The 20,676-nt window shown below is 71.1% G+C and carries 14 protein-coding genes; 10 read left to right on the forward strand and 4 right to left on the reverse strand.

The genetic code is table 11. The annotated features are described in order from the left end of the window. Positions 1–101: 101 nt before the first annotated feature. Complete coding sequence (locus ACFU6I_RS38135) at positions 102–1,679, reverse strand: NADH-ubiquinone oxidoreductase-F iron-sulfur binding region domain-containing protein (RefSeq protein WP_384375840.1); 1,578 nt, start codon at positions 1,677–1,679, stop codon at positions 102–104. Further along, positions 1,676–3,001 carry a hypothetical protein gene (locus ACFU6I_RS38140; RefSeq protein WP_384375843.1) on the reverse strand — a complete coding sequence of 442 codons (1,326 nt, stop codon included), beginning with the start codon at positions 2,999–3,001 and terminating at the stop codon, positions 1,676–1,678. The genes ACFU6I_RS38135 and ACFU6I_RS38140 overlap by 4 nt, the downstream gene beginning before the upstream one ends. A 407-nt stretch (positions 3,002–3,408) precedes the next feature. Here ACFU6I_RS38140 and leuS point away from each other — a divergent pair, with 407 nt between their 5' ends. The 7 genes from leuS to ACFU6I_RS38175 all read left to right on the forward strand — a co-directional run bounded on the left by leuS (position 3,409) and on the right by ACFU6I_RS38175 (position 14,204). Beyond that, positions 3,409–6,282, forward strand: a complete 2,874-nt coding sequence (gene leuS / locus ACFU6I_RS38145) for a leucine--tRNA ligase (RefSeq protein ID WP_384375847.1) — start codon at positions 3,409–3,411, stop codon at positions 6,280–6,282. 157 nt (positions 6,283–6,439) lie between these two features. After that, entirely contained in the window at positions 6,440–7,189 is a 750-nt protein-coding gene (locus ACFU6I_RS38150; RefSeq protein ID WP_384375850.1) for a hypothetical protein, read from the forward strand. Between the two features lie 231 nt (positions 7,190–7,420). Further along, on the forward strand, positions 7,421–8,266 hold the full coding sequence (locus tag ACFU6I_RS38155) for a DegV family protein (protein WP_384375853.1): 846 nt from the start codon (positions 7,421–7,423) through the stop codon (positions 8,264–8,266). A gap of 429 nt (positions 8,267–8,695) precedes the next feature. After that, positions 8,696–9,442 (forward strand): helix-hairpin-helix domain-containing protein, encoded by a 747-nt coding sequence (locus tag ACFU6I_RS38160; RefSeq protein ID WP_384375857.1) that lies wholly within the window; start codon positions 8,696–8,698, stop codon positions 9,440–9,442. After that, positions 9,439–11,991 carry a ComEC/Rec2 family competence protein gene (locus tag ACFU6I_RS38165; protein ID WP_384375860.1) on the forward strand — a complete coding sequence of 851 codons (2,553 nt, stop codon included), beginning with the start codon at positions 9,439–9,441 and terminating at the stop codon, positions 11,989–11,991. Before ACFU6I_RS38160 ends, ACFU6I_RS38165 begins: the two co-directional genes overlap by 4 nt. Before the next feature lie 294 nt (positions 11,992–12,285). Beyond that, the gene (locus tag ACFU6I_RS38170) at positions 12,286–13,134 is read left to right on the forward strand and encodes an arylamine N-acetyltransferase (RefSeq protein ID WP_384375863.1); all 849 of its coding nucleotides are present in this window, start codon (positions 12,286–12,288) and stop codon (positions 13,132–13,134) included. 185 nt (positions 13,135–13,319) lie between these two features. Continuing rightward, positions 13,320–14,204: a YceI family protein gene (locus tag ACFU6I_RS38175; protein WP_384375885.1), complete on the forward strand. Its 885-nt coding sequence runs from the start codon at positions 13,320–13,322 to the stop codon at positions 14,202–14,204. Positions 14,205–14,266: 62 nt separating this feature from the next. Here ACFU6I_RS38175 and ACFU6I_RS38180 read toward each other — a convergent pair whose 3' ends face one another. Then, positions 14,267–14,512 carry a hypothetical protein gene (locus ACFU6I_RS38180; protein ID WP_384375866.1) on the reverse strand — a complete coding sequence of 82 codons (246 nt, stop codon included), beginning with the start codon at positions 14,510–14,512 and terminating at the stop codon, positions 14,267–14,269. Between the two features lie 83 nt (positions 14,513–14,595). Here ACFU6I_RS38180 and holA point away from each other — a divergent pair, with 83 nt between their 5' ends. After that, a complete protein-coding gene (gene holA / locus ACFU6I_RS38185) occupies positions 14,596–15,588 on the forward strand; it encodes a DNA polymerase III subunit delta (RefSeq protein WP_384375869.1) in 993 nt (330 codons plus the stop codon). Positions 15,589–15,941: 353 nt separating this feature from the next. Here the strand turns inward: holA and rpsT are convergent, their stop codons facing one another. After that, positions 15,942–16,208: a 30S ribosomal protein S20 gene (gene rpsT / locus ACFU6I_RS38190; protein WP_030921110.1), complete on the reverse strand. Its 267-nt coding sequence runs from the start codon at positions 16,206–16,208 to the stop codon at positions 15,942–15,944. Between the two features lie 215 nt (positions 16,209–16,423). Here rpsT and lepA point away from each other — a divergent pair, with 215 nt between their 5' ends. Continuing rightward, positions 16,424–18,298, forward strand: coding sequence for a translation elongation factor 4 (lepA, locus tag ACFU6I_RS38195; protein ID WP_345512769.1), 1,875 nt, complete (start codon positions 16,424–16,426; stop codon positions 18,296–18,298). A 314-nt stretch (positions 18,299–18,612) separates the two neighbouring features. Beyond that, entirely contained in the window at positions 18,613–20,502 is a 1,890-nt protein-coding gene (locus ACFU6I_RS38200) for an AMP-dependent synthetase/ligase (protein WP_384375873.1), read from the forward strand. The last annotated feature ends 174 nt before the right edge of the window (positions 20,503–20,676 follow it).

Consider the following 20,676-nt stretch of genomic DNA (forward strand, 5'->3'; position numbering starts at 1 on the left):
GAGTTCAATTCTCCTTAGCTCCACAGGGAAGTAACAGGAAGCGGGTCATCCGAATCGGATGACCCGCTTCCTGTCTGTGCGGGTCGATTGCGGTCGGCACGTCAACTGCGGCCGCTGCCGAGAGCCTTCCGGCCGACGCCCGACGGCAGCGCGGGTCGTTCCGCGGGCGGCTGTTCGATGCGGAGTGCCAGCGCCGGGCACCGGCGCACGGCTCGCTGTGCGCGCCCCCGCAGATGCATCGGAACCGCGGCGTCCGCGAGCGCGGGATAACCGTCGGGGCCCAGTCTGATCAGCTCCGGGACGATGTCCGCACAGAGCCCGTGGCCCTTGCAGAGCGTCCAGTCCACTGCCAGCTTCTCGCCGCTCGGGATGGACTCCTCCAGGTCCTGGTGGCCGGGCGCGGGCAGCGGGAGCACTCCGAGCGTCTCCCGGCCGCAGCCGCCGCCCAGGACATGGGCGGCCAGATCGTCCGTGAACGCGGACAGGGTCGAGGCCAGAAAGCGGGCCGACCCGTCCGGATGCTTGCAGGCTCCCCGGCCCTTGACCGCCTGGGTGACCTCGCGCAGCGCCTCCAGGGCCGCGGGACCGCCGCCGTTGAGGACGTCGGAGAGTCCGCCCGCAGCGGCCGGCAGCCCCAGCTTGCAGGGGCCGCACTGGCCCGCTGTCTCGGCGGCCAGCCAGTTCGCGATCCGCAGCGATTCCCCGATCGGGCAGGTCTCGGGCCCGATCGGCAGGATCGCGCCCGCGCCCAGCGCGCCGCCCGCCGCCGCCAGGGACGCCCGGGAGACGACGGCGTCGTGCGTGGCCATCGCGTCGATCCAGGTGCCGTGGTAGCCGCCGGTCAGCACGCCCTGGGGCAGTGGTGGTGCCCCGGCCAACTGCAGCACGTACCGCAGGGGCACACCTGTGGGCACCTCGATGACCATCGGGCGCGAGACGGCGCCGGAGAGGGTGAGCAGCACCGTGCCGGGCTCGTCCGGCAGGCCGGTGTGCCCGTAGCGGCGGGGACCGATCCGGGCCGCGACGGCGAGCTGCGCGTACGTCTCCGCGTTCGACAGCAGCGTCGGGGCGCCGGCGACTCCCGATTCCGCGGCCCGCTTGCGACGGCCGGGCGGCAGGGCGGGTCCGCCGCCCGCCGCTCTGATGACGGCCGATGCCTCGCCGGAGACCATCCGCTCGGGCGTGCGCACCACGCGTGCCCGCAGCTGCTGTCCGCGCCGGTCGGACAAGCCCCGCTCGGCGAGGGCGGAGCGTATGGAGATCTCCGTGGAGTTACGCGTGACGGCGACGATCAGCGTCCGGGCGCCGAGCGCCTCGGCCGCCAGGAGGGCGCCGTCCAGGATGAGGTGCGGGGCGCGGTTCAGCAGGACGGTGTCCTTGCGGCAGGCGGGTTCGCCCTCGCTTCCGTTGATCACGACGACGGGGCGCACCCCGCGCCGGATGGACGCCTTGGCGACGGCCCGCAGCTTCCTTCCGAAGGGAAAGCCCGCACCGCCCCGGCCGCGCAGCGAGACGGTCTCGGCCAGCTCCGCGAGCCGCTCTCCGGTCATCGGTTCCAGCGGTCCGTGCACCTTCAGATGCATGGCGAGGTCGAGCCGCTCCACCAGGTCGAATCCGGTGGTCAGCTGGGGGAGGCCGACGACACGGACTTCGGGCACGTCGGGGAGGGGGAGGTTCACGGTCGGTCTCCTGCGGGTGCCTGCCAGGGTTCTCCGGCAGGGGGTGGATAGAGCGGCCCCGGCAGTGGCGCGGTCTCGTCGACGGCGGGCAGCGGGCCGGTGGGCACATCGGCCGCGTACGGGTCGTACGGATGCTCCTGGGCGGGCTCGTACGGGGGACGGAACGACTGGGTCTGTGCCCGGGCCGGTGGTGCGGGTGACGGGGCGGGCCAGCGTGCGGACGGTTGCCGGGGGCTGGGCCCCGGCACCGGGACCGTGGTCCCGGCGGCCCGTGAGACCGCCCGGTAGGCAGCGGATATCCCCGGGCCGGGGCCTGTACGGGCGGGTCTGCCGACCGGGTCCGGGTCGACACGTTCGGAACTGCGGGGTGGCGCCTCGTACAGCGGCGCGGCAGGCGCGGAGAGGGGCGCGCGCGGGCGGTCGAAGGATGACGGAAGCGGGGTGCCGAACGGGTCCTGTCCGAGCCCGTCGAGGCCCGTGCCGCCGTAGGCGCGCTCGTCACGGATCAGCTGCTCCCGGCCGAGATCCTCCCGACTGAGCGTCCCCTGTCCGGCCGGAGCGACGCGCGCGGCGCCGGGCAGCAGGGTCTCGCGGAGCACCGGGTCCGGTTCGGAGGCGAGAGCATCCGGCTTGACCGGAGCGGCGATCAGCTCGCTGATCCGGCGCTTCACCGGGGGCGGCAGCTGCCGCAGGCACAGGGCGGCGGCCACCGCGAGCAGCGAGAGGCTGTACATCACGACGACCCAGGTCGCGGGCGGCCGGCCCGCGTACAGCCCGTGGATCAGCGCGGCGCACCACGCCGGGTAGGACAGTGCGTGCAGGGCGCGCCAGCGCCCCGCTGTCCGGCCCGGGGTGGCAAAGGCGCTGCGCAGGGCGCCGGTCGCCGCGGCGACCACCATGAGCAGCCCGGCCAGTGAGCCGAAGCCGATCAGCCCGGCCGTCCCGCTCACGCCGAGGCCGAAGGGGATGAGGGCGCCGAGCAGTGCCACATGTCCGAGCGCGACCTTCACGGTGACATGGAGGAGCAGGAAGCCCAGCGAGGCGGTGGCGGCGGCCCGGTGGATGCCCTGGCCGAGCAGTCGCTGCCGTGAGGACAGGAACAGCCGGTCGGTGGCGATCAGGCCCCAGGCCACGGCTGCGGTGAGCGAGACCAGCGACAGGACACCGGTCGTGAAGTCGAGTGCGGCGCGCAAGTCGTCGCTCCCTGCGACGGCGAGCAGAGGGGTGAGAACCATCACGGCGGCGGTCAGACCGCCCTGTACCGGGCGGCTCGCTCCGGCGCTCGAGGTGGGGGATGAGCGGATCTTGCGATGAGGGTTCATGGGGGCGACTCCGAAAGGTTCGGCAAAGCGGTCCCGTTGCCGCATGCTAGGTCGCTCCATACCGGCCAGTACGACGATTGAGCGGTTGCCCCGATAGAGGGCGTTACGCGGAGTAACCCCCGCTTCCCGGACGTTCCGCCGTGGCCCCGTGCGTGCTCCGTCGCCGCCTCGCCGGCGCCCCGGCCGTCCGCCGTCGTCCACGGAGCGGAATCGTCCGGCTGCGCTCCGGGCCCGTGCGGTACCCTGACGCCATGCGTGCCGTACGCCTTCTGCTTAGCGAGCCGCGCTGATCAGTCCCGACCGGTGTGAATGCCTGGTTGGAATCGGCGCGGCGTCCCCTCCTGTGCGAGGGGCTTTTTCGTTTCCGTAAGCGCTGGCAGATGACGATCGATGGAGCTTTGAGGATCATGAGCGAGACGAATTCCGCAGTCGACGTGGCTGCGCCGCACCGCTATACGGCGGCGATGGCCGCCGACATCGAGGCACGCTGGCAGGACTTCTGGGACGCCCACGGCACGTACGAGGCGCCGAACCCGACCGGCGATCTGGCGGGCGATGCGGAGCTGGCCGCCAGGCCGAAGAAGTTCATCATGGACATGTTCCCGTACCCCTCGGGTGCGGGCCTGCACGTCGGTCACCCGCTGGGCTACATCGCCACCGATGTCTTCGCCCGGCACCAGCGCATGACCGGGCACAACGTGCTGCACACCCTGGGTTTCGACGCCTTCGGCCTGCCGGCGGAGCAGTACGCCGTACAGACCGGTACGCATCCGCGCGCCTCCACCGAGGCCAACATGGTCAACATGAAGTCCCAGCTGCGCCGGCTGGGTCTGGGCCACGACAAGCGCCGCTCGTTCGCGACGATCGAGGCGGAATACTACAAGTGGACCCAGTGGATCTTCCTGCAGATCTTCAACTCCTGGTACGACACCGAGGCGGACCGGGCCCGGCCGATCGCCGACCTGGTCGCGCAGTTCGAGAACGGTGAGCGCCCGACCCCGGACGGCCGCGACTGGAGCGGGCTGAGCGCCGCCGAGCGCGCCGACGTCCTGGGCGAGTACCGCCTGGCGTACGCCTCCGACGCCCCCGTCAACTGGTCGCCGGGCCTGGGCACCGTGCTGGCCAATGAAGAGGTGACGGCCGACGGCCGTTCCGAGCGTGGCAACTTCCCGGTCTTCAAGGCCAAGCTGCGCCAGTGGAACATGCGCATCACTGCCTACGCCGACCGGCTGCTGAACGACCTGGACGGGCTGGACTGGCCCGAGGCGATCAAGCTGCAGCAGCGCAACTGGATCGGGCGTTCCGAGGGCGCGCGCGTCGACTTCCCGGTCGACGGCGCCGGTGACATCACCGTCTTCACCACGCGCCAGGACACCCTGTTCGGTGCCACGTACATGGTGCTGGCGCCCGAGCACGAGCTGGTGGAGCGGGTCATTCCGGCCGCCTGGCCCGAGGGCACCCACCCGGTGTGGACCGGTGGGCACGCGTCTCCGGCCGAAGCCGTCACCGCGTACCGCAAGCAGGCCGCCGCCAAGTCCGATGTGGAGCGCCAGGCCGAGGCCAAGGACAAGACCGGTGTCTTCACCGGCGCGTACGCGACCAACCCGGTCAGCGGCGAGAAGGTGCCCGTCTTCATCGCCGACTACGTCCTGATGGGCTACGGCACCGGCGCGATCATGGCCGTACCGGCGCACGACGCGCGCGACTTCGCGTTCGCGCGCGCCTTCGAGCTGCCGATGCGCTGCGTTGTCGAGCCGTCGGACGACCGCGGTACGGACACCTCCACGTGGGACGACGCGTTCGCCTCCTACGACGCGAAGCTGGTCAACTCCGCCAACGACGAGATCTCGCTGGACGGCCTGGGTGTCGTCGACGCCAAGGCGAAGATCACCGAGTGGCTGAAGGCGAAGGGCCTGGGCGAGGGGACTGTCAATTTCCGGCTGCGTGACTGGCTGTTCAGCCGCCAGCGCTACTGGGGCGAGCCCTTCCCGATCGTCTACGACGAGGACGGCATCGCCCACCCGCTGCCCGAGTCGATGCTGCCGCTGGAGCTGCCGGAGGTCGACGACTACTCGCCGCGCACCTTCGACCCGGAGGACGCCGACACCCAGCCCGAGACTCCGCTGTCCCGGAACGCGGACTGGGTCAACGTCACGCTGGACCTGGGCGACGGCAACGGCCCGAAGAAGTACCGCCGCGAGACCAACACCATGCCCAACTGGGCCGGTTCCTGCTGGTACGAGCTGCGCTACCTGGACCCGAACAACGACCGGAAGCTGGTCGACCCGGCGATCGAGCAGTACTGGATGGGGCCGCGCGAGGGTCAGCCGACCGGTGGTGTCGACCTGTACGTGGGCGGCGCCGAGCACGCCGTACTGCACCTGCTGTACGCCCGCTTCTGGTCCAAGGTCCTCCACGACCTGGGGCACATCTCGTCGGCGGAGCCGTTCCACAAGCTGTACAACCAGGGCATGATCCAGGCCTTCGTCTACCGGGACAGCCGCGGCATCGCGGTCCCGGCGGCCGAGGTCGAGGAGCGCGACGGCACGTTCTACCACCAGGGCGAGAAGGTCAGCCGCGTCCTGGGCAAGATGGGGAAGTCCCTGAAGAACGCCGTCACGCCCGACGAGATCTGCGCCGAGTACGGAGCGGACACGCTGCGTCTGTACGAGATGGCGATGGGCCCGCTGGACGTGTCGCGTCCGTGGGACACGCGCGCCGTCGTCGGCCAGTACCGACTGCTGCAGCGGCTGTGGCGCAACATCGTCGACGAGGAGACCGGTGAGGTCACCGTCGTGGACACCGAGCCCGGCGAGGACACGCTGCGCGCGCTGCACAAGGCCGTCGACGGTGTCGGCCAGGACATGGCCGGGATGCGCTTCAACACCGCCATCGCCAAGGTCACCGAGCTGAACAACCACCTGACCAAGGTGGGCGGCCCGCTGTCCCGGTCCGTCGCCGAGCGGCTGGTCCTGCTGGTCGCGCCGCTGGCGCCGCACATCGCCGAGGAGCTGTGGCGCCGGCTGGGCCACACCGAGTCGGTCGTGCACCAGGACTTCCCGGTCGCCGATCCGGCCTACGTCGTGGACGAGACCGTGACCTGCGTGGTGCAGGTCAAGGGCAAGGTCAAGGCGCGGCTGGAGATCTCCCCGTCGATCTCGGACGAGGATCTGGAGGCGCTGGCCCTGGCCGACCCGGCGGTGGTCGCGGCCCTGGACGGGGCCGGGATCCGCAAGGTGATCGTGCGGGCGCCGAAGCTGGTCAACATCGTCCCCGCGTGACGGGCCGGGTCTGCGGCTGACCGCCGGTTGTCGTACGGCGGTGTGAGGGCTTTCCCCTACGGGCAGGTTGGGGGTTCCGACGGAACCCGCGGCCTGCCCGTTCCGTTTACGGTTGAGGGGCCGGTACTCGCCGGCCGAATCGACATCGAGGGGCGTCATGGAAGCCGTGATCCTGATCCTGGGGCTGCTCTTTGTCGCGTTCGTGGCCCTGGGCATCTATGTGAGCGTCAAGGCCATCGGCGCGGCGAAGCGTGGCGTGGACCGCACGATCACGCAGGCACGCCGCACCGTCGAGGACACCACCCTCCGGGCGAAGAGCTATGGCCAGCCGGGTGTGGCCGGCGAGCTGGCGCAGCTCCGGCTCACGCTGCGCACGTCGATGCGGGCCACACAGGAGGCGCTGCAGACAGGGGTGGCCGAGGACGCCTCGCTGTCGGAGTCGCTGGGGCTGTTCCAGCGGCTGAGCGTCCACGGGCGGGAGCTCGACGAGGAGCTGAAGCGGTTGGAGCGCGAGCCCGACCGGGCGACGGTCGCCTCACTGCTGCCCGGGCTGAAGCAGCGCACGCAGCGGATCACGCACTCCGCGGAGTCGCTGCGGTGGGCCGCGCGCGACCGGGCACGGCGGTTCGCCGACGACGATCTGGCGGCGCTGAACACGCAGATCGACGTGGAGGCGGGGGCCTTGCGGCACTGGACGGTGGAGGAGCCCGCGGAGTCTTCGGCGGGGGCGGACGCCCGGACCGACGGGCCGGCCGGCGCCGGTGCGGGGGCGTGCCCGGGTGGGGACGGCAGGGCGTGGAATGCGCCGGTCGGCGAGGAGGGGCCGGAGGCGCTCACGGCTCGGGATCCTCGGGGGCAGACGGGCTATCCGTGGCAGAAGGCCGCGCGGCCCGAGACGACGAACTGAGGCGACGGAGCGGATCCGACCGGGGCCTTCGGTCCGGCATATGGGCGGTTGTGGGCACGGTGCGCACGTGTGCGGGCCGTCGGGCCCCGGGCGTGCCGAGGCGTGTGGCCGTCGCGTCAGGCTCGAACCGACGTGACAGGGGTGGCAGGATGCGCCCTGAAGCGATCGGATCTGATCACTCGCTCGGGGGCGGACTGCCGAGCCACCGCCCCGGCAGGTAACCTCCCGCTCATGTCCCGCCATGTCGCGATCGTCACCGATTCCACGGCCCACCTGCCGCCCCAGACGATGGAGCGGCACGGCATCACCGCAGTGCCGCTGACCGTCGTCCTCGGCGATCAGGCGCTGGAGGAGGGCACCGAGATCTCGGCCCGCTCCCTCGCGCTGGCGCTCCAGAAGCGACGGCCCGTGACGACATCCCGGCCCAACCCCGAGGTCTTCGCCGCGGCATACCGGGCGGCGGCCGAGGCGGGCGCAGCCGGCATCGTCTCGCTGCACCTCTCGGCCGAGCTCTCGGGTACGTACGACGCCGCGCTGCTCGCCGCGAAGGACGCTCCGGTGCCGGTGCGGGTCGTGGACACCGGGATGGTGGCCATGGCCCTGGGATTCTGCGCCCTGGCGGCGGCGGAGACGGCAGAGGGGGGCGGCAGCCTGGACGAGGCGGTCGCGGCCGCCGAGAAGCGGGCCGCGGGCACCTCCGCGTACTTCTACGTCGACACGCTCGACTATCTCCGCCGCGGTGGACGCATCGGCGCGGCCCAGGCCCTGTTGGGGTCGGCGCTCGCGGTGAAGCCCTTGCTGCAGCTGGACGGCGGCCGGATCGAGCTGCTGGAGAAGGTGCGGACGGCCTCGAAGGCGATCGCACGGCTGGAGGAGATCGTCGTCGAGCGGGCGGGAACGGGCCGGGTGGACATCGCCGTGCACCACTTGGCGGCGCCCGAGCGCGCCGAGCGACTGGCCGAGAGGCTGCGCGTGCGAGTTCCGGGACTGGCCGAACTGCATGTCAGCGAGGTGGGTGCCGTGATCGGTGCGCACACCGGCCCGGGTCTGCTGGGAGCAGTGGTTTCGCCGCGTTGATCTCACTCCTGGGAGTGAGCGAGATATCCACAACCGGTCGGTTGTCCACCGGATACGGGCCTGCTCAGCGGGCTCGGGCCCATGTGCCTAGCGTCATGAGGCATGGCTCCCCGATCACATCGTGCAAGCAGCGGAAGTGGACCCGGCCGCGCTGCGGCCTCGGACGTGCGGGACCGACGCAGGCCCGGTGCGGGCCAAGGCGTTGATCCCGGTTCCGGACCCGGGCGACGACGGCCTTCGCGGGGGCGCGCCGCCGTGGTCGCCGCCGCTTCGCGGCGACGTGCGGACGCGCTCATGGCAGGGGCGTACGGAGGACGTGCGGACCGGTCGGTGACGGGGGCGTGGGCCCCGACCCCGGACACGGTCCCCGCACCGGCCCCGGCAGTTCCTCGTCCGGGGAGTGCCGCGCCGTCCGACGAGCCGGCGCGGGTGGCCGAGCCGGCTCCGGCCGCGCCGGGGCGGTGGGAGCGGATGGTGCCCGCGGTGCGGGAGCGGCTCCCGATGTGGTTGCGGCTCAGGTGCGGTCTGGAGCCGCGAACCCTTGCCGCGCTCGCCGTTGTCCTGGTGGCTGCCGCAGTCTTCGCAGCGGTCCACTTCCGGTCCGCACGGCCCCAGACCGTACGGGCGCCCGATCCGGTCAACGAGCGCGCGCACGCCCCGACATCGGACCCGACGACGGATCCCGTCCGTACCCCCGATCCGTCACCCGGACCACCGGCCACCCCAGGACCGGACGGGCGGATCGTCGTCGACGTCAGCGGCAAGGTGCGGCGGCCGGGCATCTACCCCTTGCCGTCAGGAGCGCGGGTGGCCGACGCGCTGCGGGCGGCGGGCGGGGCCCGGCCGGGCGTGGACATCACCGGGCTCAACCGGGCGCGGGTGCTGCTGGACGGGGAACAGGTCGTGGTCGGCGCGCCACCCGGGCCACTCGTCCCCGGTGCCCAGGGCGGTGCCGGCACGGGCGGCCGTGGTGGCCCTGCGACCGGTCCGGTCAGCCTCAACGGCGCGACCGTGGAACAGCTGGACACCCTGCCCGGCGTCGGTCCGGTCCTCGCCCAGCACATCCTCGACTACCGCGCCCAGCACGGCGGCTTCCGTTCCGTCGACGAACTCCGTGAGGTCAACGGGATCGGCGACCGCCGGTTCGCCGATCTCCAACCGCTTGTACGGCCATGACCCGCCCGCACGTCCCACCGGACGTCCATACGGCGTCGGGCCGACGGCTTGGCGCCGCCGACCCGCGACAGGAGGGCCCGGTCGATCTGCGACTGGTCCCGCCGGCCCTCGCGGCCTGGGCCGCCGCGGCGCTCGCCGTGGGTGCGCCCTGGCGCTGGACGGCCGCGGGGACGGCGCTCTGCCTCGTCGCCGCCCTGGTACTCCTCGGTGTCTCACGGGCCTCGGCGACCCGCGCAGCGCGTGCTCGGCCCGCCGACCACCGGGACTGCGAGGGCGGTGGAGGCAGCGCCGGACAGAACCGGCACAGGCTCCATGCCACCGCGGCCGCCGCGGCGTTGCTCTGCGCGGCGGCCGGAGCGACGGCGGCGGGCCTGCACGGCGCGGACGCACGGCGGGGGCCCGTACCCGGTCTGGCCGACCGTTTCGCGAGGGTCGAGGCGGAGGTGACGGTCACGTCCGACGCACGCCGGACCCGCCCCCAGGTCCAAGGCGACCACAGCGCCCCGGCCGCCCTCCTCCTGGACGCCGAGATCACCGGGCTCACGGCACCCGGCGGTGCCACCACCCGTCTCCGCACCCCGGTGCTGCTGATCGTGTCGCCCTCCGGTTCGGCGGCGCGATGGGAGCGGCTGCTGCCGTCCACGAGGCTGCACGTGAGCGGCCGACTCGCGCCACCGCTGCACAGCGGGCAACGCAACGCCGCGGTCCTGCGTCCGGACGGCAAGGGGCCGCCTCGCGTCACCGGGCCGCCGACTCCTCTCCAGCGCACAGCGGGCGAACTGCGCGCGGGCCTGCGACGCGCGACGGACGGGCTGGATCCCGATGCGCGGGCGCTGCTGCCGGGGCTGGTCGTCGGCGACACCTCCAGGGTCACCCCCGAACTCCACGAGGCGTTCCGAGCAGCCGACCTCACGCACCTGATGGCGGTCTCCGGTGCCAACCTGGCGATCCTGCTCGTGTTGCTCATCGGACCGCCCGGCGCCGCGCTCCGGGCCGAACGCCGTGGCCTGGCACCCCGGTTGGGCATCCCGCTGCGGATGACCGCGCTGCTCGGCGGCGGACTCACGCTCGCCTTCGTCCTGGTGTGCCGACCGGAGCCGAGCGTGCTGCGCGCCGCGGTCTGCGGACTGATCACACTGCTCGCGATCGGTACGGGCCGCCGCCGCTCGCTGATTCCCGCACTGGCCGCCGCCGTTCTGCTGCTCGTGCTGTACGACCCGTGGCTGGCGCGCAGTTATGGCTTCGTCCTCTCCGTTCTGGCGACCGGCGCCCTGCTCACGGTCGCCCCGCGATGGAGTGCCGCGCTGCAACGGAGGCGGGTGCCGCCCCGGCTCGCCGAGGCGCTGGGTGCGGCCGCCGCGGCGCAGGCGGTGTGCGCGCCCGTCGTCGTGGTGCTCGCCTCGCGGGTCAGTCTGGTGGCGATTCCGTGCAACCTGCTGGCCGAGTTCGCGGTTGCGCCCGCCACCGTCCTCGGGTTCGCCGCGCTCGCCGCGGCACCGGTGGCCATGCCCGTGGCCGAGCTGCTCGCCCGGATCGCGGGCTGGCCGGCCGGATGGATCGCCTCGGTGGCCCGCACCGGGGCGGCTCTTCCCGGGGCGGAGATCGACTGGCCCGACGGCTGGCGGGGAGCGCTCCTGTTGACCGCCCTCACGGCCCTGGCGACTCTGTCCGCCCGCCGTATCGCGCGTCACCCATGGGTCTGTTCGGCTGCCGCACTGCTTCTGGTCCTCGCGGTGCTGCGCCCGGCGCCGCTCACCCGGGTACTGACGGGGTGGCCGCCGCCGGACTGGGCGTTCGTGATGTGCGATGTGGGTCAGGGCGACGCCATGGTGCTTGCGTCGGGGGACGGCGAGGGCGTGGTGATCGACACCGGCCCCGATCCACGTCTGGTTGACCGCTGCCTGCGTGACCTGGGCATCACCAGGGTGCCGCTTCTGCTGCTCACGCATTTCCATGCCGATCATGTCCGGGGGCTGCCCGGCGTGTTGCGGGGCAGAGCGGTCGGCGCGATCCAGACGACGAGTCTGGACGAACCACCGGACCAGGCGGCGTTCGTAGGCAGAACAGCCGCCGCGGCGCGGGTCCCTCTGGTACGGGCGGCAGCGGGGGAGCGCCGCCGCATCGGTACGCTCGACTGGCGAGTTCTGTGGCCGGCGGGAGGCGCGACGGCAGGCCTCGTACCGGATGAGCCGAACGACGCCAGTGTCACATTGTTCGTCCGGACCGGCGGACTGAGCCTGTTGCTCCTCGGTGACCTCGAACCGGCATCCCAGCAAAGGCTGTTGCGCCAGTACCCGGCGCTTCCACGGGTGGACGTCCTCAAGGTCGCCCATCATGGATCCACCCACCAGGACCCGGCGTTGCTGCGCAGCGCGCGCCCGCGGCTCGCCCTGGTGAGTGTGGGCAGGGACAACCCGTACGGCCACCCGGCGGCCCGGACCGTCGAGGCGCTGAGGGACGGGGGAGCGGTGGTGCTGCGCACGGACCTGGACGGCGCGATCGCGGTGACGGGCGCCGGGTCGCGGCTGCGAGCGGTCGGGAGCTCATGACCACCATCCGGCCGGCCGCGCCCCGTCCGGCCGCGCCGTGGCAGACCGTGTCCCGTCTCGGCGGCCTCTGCCCGATCGCCTGGCGAGGTGTCGCATCGTCAGATCAGCCAGGCGCCTTTGGCCATCAGCTCGCGCTCGGCCAGTTCGTTCACCTCCCGCCATGCCCTGACCGCGTAGGGGGGCAAGCCTTTCCGGTCGCCGCACTGGCGAGAGCGGGCAATGCCACTCCTCGGTCGGCGGTCCCAGGACCACCGGCTCATGGCGTGCCGCAGGGCTCCCGGACAGACTTCGGCCATGGACCCGCAATCGCCGCAGACCGTCGACGCGTACCTTGACCGCATCGGCGCCCACCGTCCCGCACGTCCCGACGCCGCCGCTCTGCGCGAGCTGCAGCTGCGACACCTCACCGCCGTGCCCTTCGAGAACCTGTCGATCCATCTCGGCGAAGACATCGTGCTGGACGAAAACGCGCTCCTCGACAAGGTGGTGGGGGCCCGGCGCGGCGGGTTCTGCTACGAACTCAACGCGACCTTCGCCGCGCTGCTCCGGGCCCTCGGCTACCGCGTCACCCTCCTCCAGGCCCGCGTCTACGGGGACGGCGGACGGCTCGGCATCCCGTACGACCATCTCGCGCTGCGCGTCGAGACCGACGACGGCACCGGCCCCTGGCTCGTCGATGTCGGCTTCGGCGACCACGCCCGCCACCCGCTCGCACTCGACGACCGCACGGACCAGGAGGATCCGAGCGGTACGTTCCGGATCCGGGAGACGCCCGACGCCGAGGACGGCGACGGCGCCGCTGGAGCCGGTGCCGGGGATCTCGATGTACTGCGTGACGGGGCGCTGCAGTTCCGGCTGGATCTGCGGCCCCGTGCTCTTGCGGACTTTCGGGCAGGCGCCTGGTACCACTGCACCTCGCCCGCCTCCCACTTCACCCGGTCCGTGGTCTGCTCCCGGCTCACCGACGAGGGCCGGGTCACCCTGAGCGGCCGCACGCTCGTCACGACCGTGCGTGGCGAACGCCGCGAGGTGCCGCTGGCCACGGACGCCGAGGTGCTCGACGCCTACCGTGAACACTTCGGGCTGCGTCTCCACCGGTTGCCCACGGTCCATCAGGTTGAGATTTTCGGACGCAACGGCTGAAGCGCACAAACGGAACATTCAATTCGGACCTTCGGTAACACCTCCACCCAAGCCGCTCACAGTCCCTCCGTTTGCCTCGAACACCCCAAGAGTGATCGAATGCATGCTCGTCGGCGGGCCGCTGCTCCGACAACGACGTCCAGCCGTTCGGCCCCAAGGTGAATCTCCCCCGGGGGTACGTGAAGATGTTCGGCCGTTGGCTGGGAAGCAAGAAAGCAACGAGTGCGGCGCAGGGCAACCCGTTGGCGGGACTCACGGTGCCGCGCACTGCGGGAGTCCTCAGCTGCCGCGTCCTCGATCCGGTCAACGAGGCTGTTCAGCAGGCTGAGTTCGTCGTCACGGACAGTGCAGGGCGCAAGGTCGTCGGCGGTGAGACGGACCCCTTCGGGAACGTCCTCGCCACCGTGCCGGCAGGTGACTACCGGCTGGCTGTCACGGCCGAGGGCTTCACCCCGTTCCACGGTTCGGCCACGGTCTCCGAGAGCGGCCACGCGGGACTCGGGGACGTCATGCTCCAGGTGGCCGCACCTCCGCAGCTGCCCGACCCCGGTGAGTGGGAGATCGAGCCGAACCACTCCCAGATCGGCTTCACGGCACGCCACATCGGGCTGGCCCGTATCCATGGCCGATTCAACACATTCGCAGGTGCGATACGGATCGCCGACCGCATGGAGGACTCCGCCATGCACGTGATCATCGACGCCTCGTCGATCGACACCAACGTGCAGATGCGCGACGACCATCTGCGGTCCGGCGACTTCCTCGACGTCGGGCGCTATCCGACGATGGAGTTCTACAGCGACCGTTTCGTTCACCGGGGCGGCAGCCGCTGGGGCGTGAGCGGCGCGCTCACCCTTCACGGCGTCAGCCGTACCGTGATGCTGGACACCCAGTACCTCGGCCTCGGCAACGGTCTCGAGGGGGAGACCAGGGCGGCCTGCCGGGCCACCACCGAGCTGCACCGTGAGGACTTCACCCTCACCTGGCAGACCATGCTGGCCCGCGGCATCGCCGCCGTCGGCTCCAGCATCGCCATCGACATGGACATCCAGATCGTCCCCAAGGGCTGAGTCCCGGGGGTGCTGCGGGCCGGGACCGCCGCGGCTGGGTGGTGTCCGGCGGAACAGAACAACTAGGGCGCCTCCAGCCAGCCCTCGTACTCCGCCGCCAGTTCGTCGAGTGCCGATGGGTCGAGCCGGCCGTCCGCGTCCTCCACGACCAGCAGCCACTGGGCGTCCTCCGCGTCGTCCTCGCCGGCCAGCGCGTCGCGTACGAGCTGAGGTTCCTCGGCGACTCCGAAACGGTCGGCGAGCTCCACGGCCACCTCCTGCGCGGTATCGCGGTCGGGCAGCACCAGTACATGTCTCACATCGCTCACCTGCCCATTCTCCGGTACGGCGACGGGTGCGGGGAGAGGCGTCGAAGCCGGGCTGTCGGAGGGGCGTGGGATGCTGGACGGCGATGGCCACCAGAAGGAATTCCACCGACGATCCGCTCGCCCCCCTCACGCTCGCCGTGGGCCAGGAGGACCTCCTCCTCGACCGTGCGGTGCAGCAGGTGGTGGCGGCGGCCCGCGCGTCCGACGCCGACACGGACGTCCGCGACCTCACCTCCGACCAGCTCCAGCCGGGCACCCTTGCCGAGCTCACGAGCCCGTCGCTCTTCGCCGAGCGCAAGGTGGTGATCGTGCGCAATGCGCAGGATCTCTCCGCCGACACGGTCAAGGACGTCAAGGCGTACCTCGACGCACCGGCCGAGGAGATCACACTCGTCCTGCTGCACGCGGGTGGCGCCAAGGGCAAGGGGCTTTTGGACGCGGCGCGCAAGGCGGGTGCGCGGGAGGTCGCCTGCCCGAAGACCACGAAGCCTGCCGAGCGGCTCTCGTTCGTCCGGTCGGAGTTCCGGGCGCTGGGGCGTTCCGCGAGCCCCGAGGCGTGCCAGGCGCTCGTCGACTCCATCGGCAGCGATCTGCGGGAGCTGGCGAGCGCGGTGTCGCAGCTGGTCGCGGATGTCGAGGGCACGATCGACGAGGCGGTCGTCGGGCGCTACTACACCGGTCGTGCGGAGGCGTCCAGCTTCGCGGTCGCCGACCGGGCGGTGGAGGGGCGGGCCGCGGAGGCGCTGGAGGCCCTGCGCTGGTCGCTGTCGACCGGGGTGGCGCCGGTGCTGATCACCAGTGCGCTGGCGCAGGGCGTACGGGCGATCGGCAAGCTGTCCTCGGCGCGCGGCGGCCGGCCTGCGGATCTCGCCCGTGAGCTGGGCATGCCGCCGTGGAAGATCGACCGGGTGCGGCAGCAGATGCGAGGGTGGACACCGGACGGGGTGGCGGCGGCTCTGCGGGCGGTCGCGGACGCGGATGCGGGCGTGAAGGGCGGCGGGGACGACCCCGAGTACGCCCTGGAGAAGGCAGTGGTCGCTGTTGCGCGGGCAGCGAGGGCCGGGCGGCGCCAGTGAGTACCCCTCCCGGCAAGCCTTGCCCCGTCGCGCCGCCCGGCACGCCCTCCGCCAAGGCCTGAGGGCCAGGGGGACCCCCTTCCGCGTCGGCCGAAAGCCCTGGTAGCTCCTTCTTCGAGCTCTCAACTTCGTTCGAGCGGGGGAGACCCCGTCCAAGGACTTCCGGCGGCCTTGCGACAGGGCATGCCGAAGGCCCCGGCTGTCGCTCTGGGGAGGGCGATGGCCGGGGCCTCGGATTCACGCTCGGTGCGCCGCACCCGCGTGGCGAACGCAGGTTCGGTGTGCGGCGCGGGGGCCGGGCAGGGGCGGGAGAGAGGGCCCGTTGGTCCGTTCCGGCGGTTACATCAGAAAGCTCAGCCCTGGAGGGCGGCAACCTTGGAGGCCAGCGCCGACTTCTTGTTGGCGGCGGCGTTCTTGTGGATGACGCCCTTCGAGACAGCCTTGTCGAGCGCGCGCGAAGCGTCGCGAACGGCCGTGGTGGCCTTCTCGACGTCGCCCGCAGCGGCAGCCTCACGGGCCTTGCGGATCGCGGTCTTGAGCGAGGACTTGACGGCCTTGTTGCGCAGGCGCGCCTTCTCGTTCGTCTTGTTCCGCTTGATCTGGGACTTGATGTTCGCCACGAAAGAGCCTTTTCAGGTTCGTTGGATCTTCGATGTGCGCGCCGCCGCCCGAAAGGGCCACGAAGCACAGCTGTCAACGGTACCAGCCGCGCTCCGACCGGCCCAAACCGGTCTCTGCCCCGCGGGCGTGGGACGATGGAAGCTACGTAACGATCCGACCGACCCGACATCGACCCGAGACACGGCGTTCGGCGTCTCAAGAATCAGGACCCTGCGTGCCCGCGACTCCTATCCACGTGCCCGAGCCGAGCCGTACCGACCCGGCGCTGATCCGCAACTTCTGCATCATCGCGCACATCGACCACGGCAAGTCGACCCTTGCCGACCGGATGCTTCAGCTGACGGGTGTGGTCGACCAGCGGCAGATGCGCGCTCAGTACCTCGACCGGATGGACATCGAGCGCGAGCGCGGCATCACCATCAAGTCCCAGGCGGTACGTCTGCCCTGGGCGCCCACGACGGGCGACGGCCAGGGCAGCACCCATGTCCTCAACATGATCGACACGCCGGGCCACGTGGACTTCACGTACGAGGTCTCGCGCTCGCTCGCCGCCTGCGAGGGCACGATCCTGCTGGTCGACGCCGCGCAGGGCATCGAGGCCCAGACGCTGGCCAACCTCTACCTGGCGATGGAGAACGACCTCACCATCGTTCCGGTGCTCAACAAGATCGACCTGCCGGCCGCGCAGCCGGAGAAGTTCTCCGAGGAGCTGGCCAACCTCATCGGCTGCCAGCCCGAGGACGTCCTCAAGGTTTCCGCGAAGACCGGCATCGGTGTGGACGCCCTGCTGGACCGGGTGGTCAGGGACGTCCCGGCGCCCGTCGGCAAGGCCGACGCGCCCGCCCGCGCGATGATCTTCGACTCGGTCTACGACTCGTACCGCGGTGTCGTCACGTACGTCCGTGTCGTCGACGGCCAGCTCAACAAGCGCGAGCGCATCAAGATGATGTCCACCGGCGCCACCCACGAGCTGCTGGAGATCGGTGTCTCCTCCCCGGAGATGACCCCGGCCGACGGTCTCGGTGTGGGCGAAGTCGGCTACATCATCACCGGTGTGAAGGACGTCCGGCAGTCCAAGGTCGGTGACACGATCACCTCCCTGAACAAGGGCGCGACCGAGGCGCTGGGCGGCTACAAGGACCCCAAGCCGATGGTGTTCTCGGGTCTGTACCCGCTCGACGGCTCGGACTACCCCGACCTGCGCGAGGCCCTCGACAAGCTCCAGCTCAACGACGCCGCCCTGGTGTACGAGCCGGAGACCTCCGCCGCCCTCGGCTTCGGCTTCCGTGTCGGCTTCCTCGGTCTGCTCCACCTCGACGTGATCCGCGAGCGCCTGGAGCGCGAGTTCGGCCTCGACCTGATCGCCACCGCCCCCAACGTGGTCTACCGCGTGGACATGGAGGACGGCAGCGAGCACATCGTCACCAACCCGAGCGAGTTCCCCGAAGGCAAGATCGACAAGGTGCACGAGCCCGTCGTGCGCGCCACGATCCTCGCGCCCAGCGAGTTCATCGGCTCGATCATGGAGCTCTGCCAGAACCGGCGCGGCACCCTGCTCGGCATGGACTACCTCTCCGAGGACCGGGTCGAGATCCGCTACACCCTGCCGCTCGCCGAGATCGTCTTCGACTTCTTCGACCAGCTGAAGTCCAAGACGCGGGGTTACGCCTCGCTCGACTACGAGCCCACCGGCGAGCAGTCCGCCCAGCTCGTCAAGGTCGACATCCTGCTGCACGGCGACAAGGTCGACGCGTTCTCCGCGGTCACGCACAAGGACAAGGCGTACGCGTACGGCGTGCGGCTCGTCGCCAAGCTGCGCGAGCTCATCCCGCGGCAGAACTTCGAGGTGCCGATCCAGGCGGCCATCGGCTCCCGGGTCATCGCCCGTGAGACCGTCCGCGCCATTCGCAAGGACGTCCTCGCCAAGTGCTACGGCGGTGACATCTCCCGTAAGCGGAAGCTGCTGGAGAAGCAGAAGGAAGGCAAGAAGCGGATGAAGATGGTCGGCAATGTGGAGGTGCCTCAGGAGGCCTTCATCGCCGTGCTGTCCACCGACGAGTCGGGCGGCGAGAGCAAGGGCAAGAAGTAGTCCCGCCGGATCTCCGCTTCTGCCCCGGCTTGAGCCCTGCTGCCCCTACTCGGTGGTAGCCCCAACGGACCCCTGCGTCGCAGCACCCTGCGGCGTGGGGGTCCGTTTGTTATGAAGCGGCGTCCGATTGCCTCTTACGCGGCGGACGTGCGCGCTCTACCCTGATCACGGCTCGTAGTTACTCGCGAGTTAAACAAGCGGAATCGCGCACACAGGATCAGCACGCAGACGGACGCACGTAAGCAGGATCAAGCAGCAGCACGCAGCAACCAAACAACCGGTCGTGAAGCACTGCCGCAGGCCCGGAGGATGTCGTGAGCGACACACAGACCCTGATCGATAACCGACCGCCCTCCGTGGCGACCCTCTTCATCGACCGCGTTGCGGCGACTCCGGACGGCGAGGCCTACCGCTACCCGGTCCCCTCGGCCACCGGACAGGGCGCCGACGAATGGAAGTCGCTGAGCTGGGCACAGGCCGCGGAGCGCGTGTACGCGATCGCCGCAGGGCTCATCGGTCTGGGGGTGGAGCCGGAGGAGCGGGTCGCGCTCTCCTCCGCCACCCGCGTCGAGTGGATCCTCGCCGACCTCGGTGTGATGTGTGCGGGCGCCGCGACGACCACGATCTACCCGTCGACGAACGCCGAGGAATCGTCGTTCATCCTTGCCGACTCCGAGAGCCGGGTGCTGATCGCCGAGGACGCCGGCCAGCTGGCCAAGGCCCGCGAGCGCCGCGCGGACCTGCCGAACCTCGTCCATGTCGTCGTCATCGACCCGGACGGCGTCGAGCCCGACGCGGCCGACCCCGAGGGCTGGGTGCTCTCGCTGGCCGATCTGGAGGCCCGCGGCGCCGAGCTCCTGGCGGAGAACCCGGGCGCGGTCAAGGAGCGGGTCGACGCGATCACCGCCGACCAGCTGGCCACCCTGATCTACACCTCGGGCACCACCGGCCGCCCGAAGGGTGTGCGGCTGCCGCACGACAACTGGTCGTACATGGCCAAGGCCACGGTGGCGACCGGCCTGATCAACGAGGACGACGTCCAGTACCTCTGGCTGCCGCTCGCGCACGTCTTCGGCAAGGTCCTCACCTCGGGCCAGATCGAGGTCGGCCATGTCACCGCCGTCGACGGCCGGATCGACAAGATCATCGAGAACCTGCCGGTGGTCCAGCCGACGTACATGGCCGCCGTGCCCCGTATCTTCGAGAAGGTCTACAACGGGGTCGCGTCCAAGGCGCGGGCCGGTGGCGGCGCCAAGTACAAGATCTTCCAGTGGGCGGCCGGGGTCGCCCGCGAGTACGCGAAGGTGTCCCAGGACAACTTCCGGCGTACCGGCACGGTCTCGGTCCCGTTCGGCCTCGGCGCCAAGCACAAGGTCGCCGACGCCCTGGTCTTCGCCAAGATCCGCGAGGCCTTCGGTGGCCGGCTCCGCGCCTGTGTCTCCGGCTCCGCGGCGCTCGCCCCCGAGATCGGCTACTTCTTCGCCGGCGCCGGCATTCACATCCTGGAGGGCTACGGGCTCACCGAGTCCAGCGCCGCCTCCTTCGTCAACCCGGGCGAGGCCTATCGCACGGGCACGGTCGGCAAGCCGCTCCCCGGTACCGAGGTACGGATCGCGGACGACGGCGAGATCATGCTGCGCGGCCCCGGCATCATGGAGGGCTATCACCGCCAGCCGGAGAAGACCGCCGAGGTGCTGGAGGCCGACGGCTGGCTGCACAGCGGCGACATCGGCGAGCTCTCGGTGGACGGCTACCTGCGGATCACCGACCGCAAGAAGGACCTGATCAAGACGTCGGGCGGCAAGTACGTCGCCCCGGCGGAGGTCGAGGGACAGTTCAAGGCGGTGTGCCCGTTCGTCTCGAACATCCTGGTGCACGGCGCGGACCGTAACTACTGCACCGCCCTGATCGCCCTCGACGAGCCGACCATCCTCGGCTGGGCCTCCGAGAACGGCCTGGCGGGCAAGCCGTACGCCGACGTGGTCGCGTCCCCGCAGGCCGTGGAGCTCATCGACGGCTATGTGAAGCGGCTCAACGCGGGGCTGCAGCGCTGGCAGACCATCAAGCAGTTCCGGCTGCTGCCGCGCGACCTCGACGTCGAGCACGGCGAGCTGACGCCGAGCCTCAAGCTCAAGCGGCCGGTCGTCGAGCGCGCGTACAAGAGCCTCATCGAGGAGATGTACGTGGGCGCACGCGAGGCGTAGGCACGGCCATGGTGCGGGCGGGGCGGACTGCCCCGCCCGCACCGCTGTTCCTGCATCCCCGTACCTGAGCGTGGTTCCTGCGTCTTCTCCTCCCACTTCGGTAACTCGGTGCTTCTGGGGAGGATCGGTCTGTCACTCTGTCCGTGTCGTCAGCGGCATACGGCGCGAAACAGG

The sequence above is a fragment of the Streptomyces sp. NPDC057486 genome, assembly GCF_042802415.1.
Taxonomy (GTDB): domain Bacteria; phylum Actinomycetota; class Actinomycetes; order Streptomycetales; family Streptomycetaceae; genus Streptomyces; species Streptomyces yanii.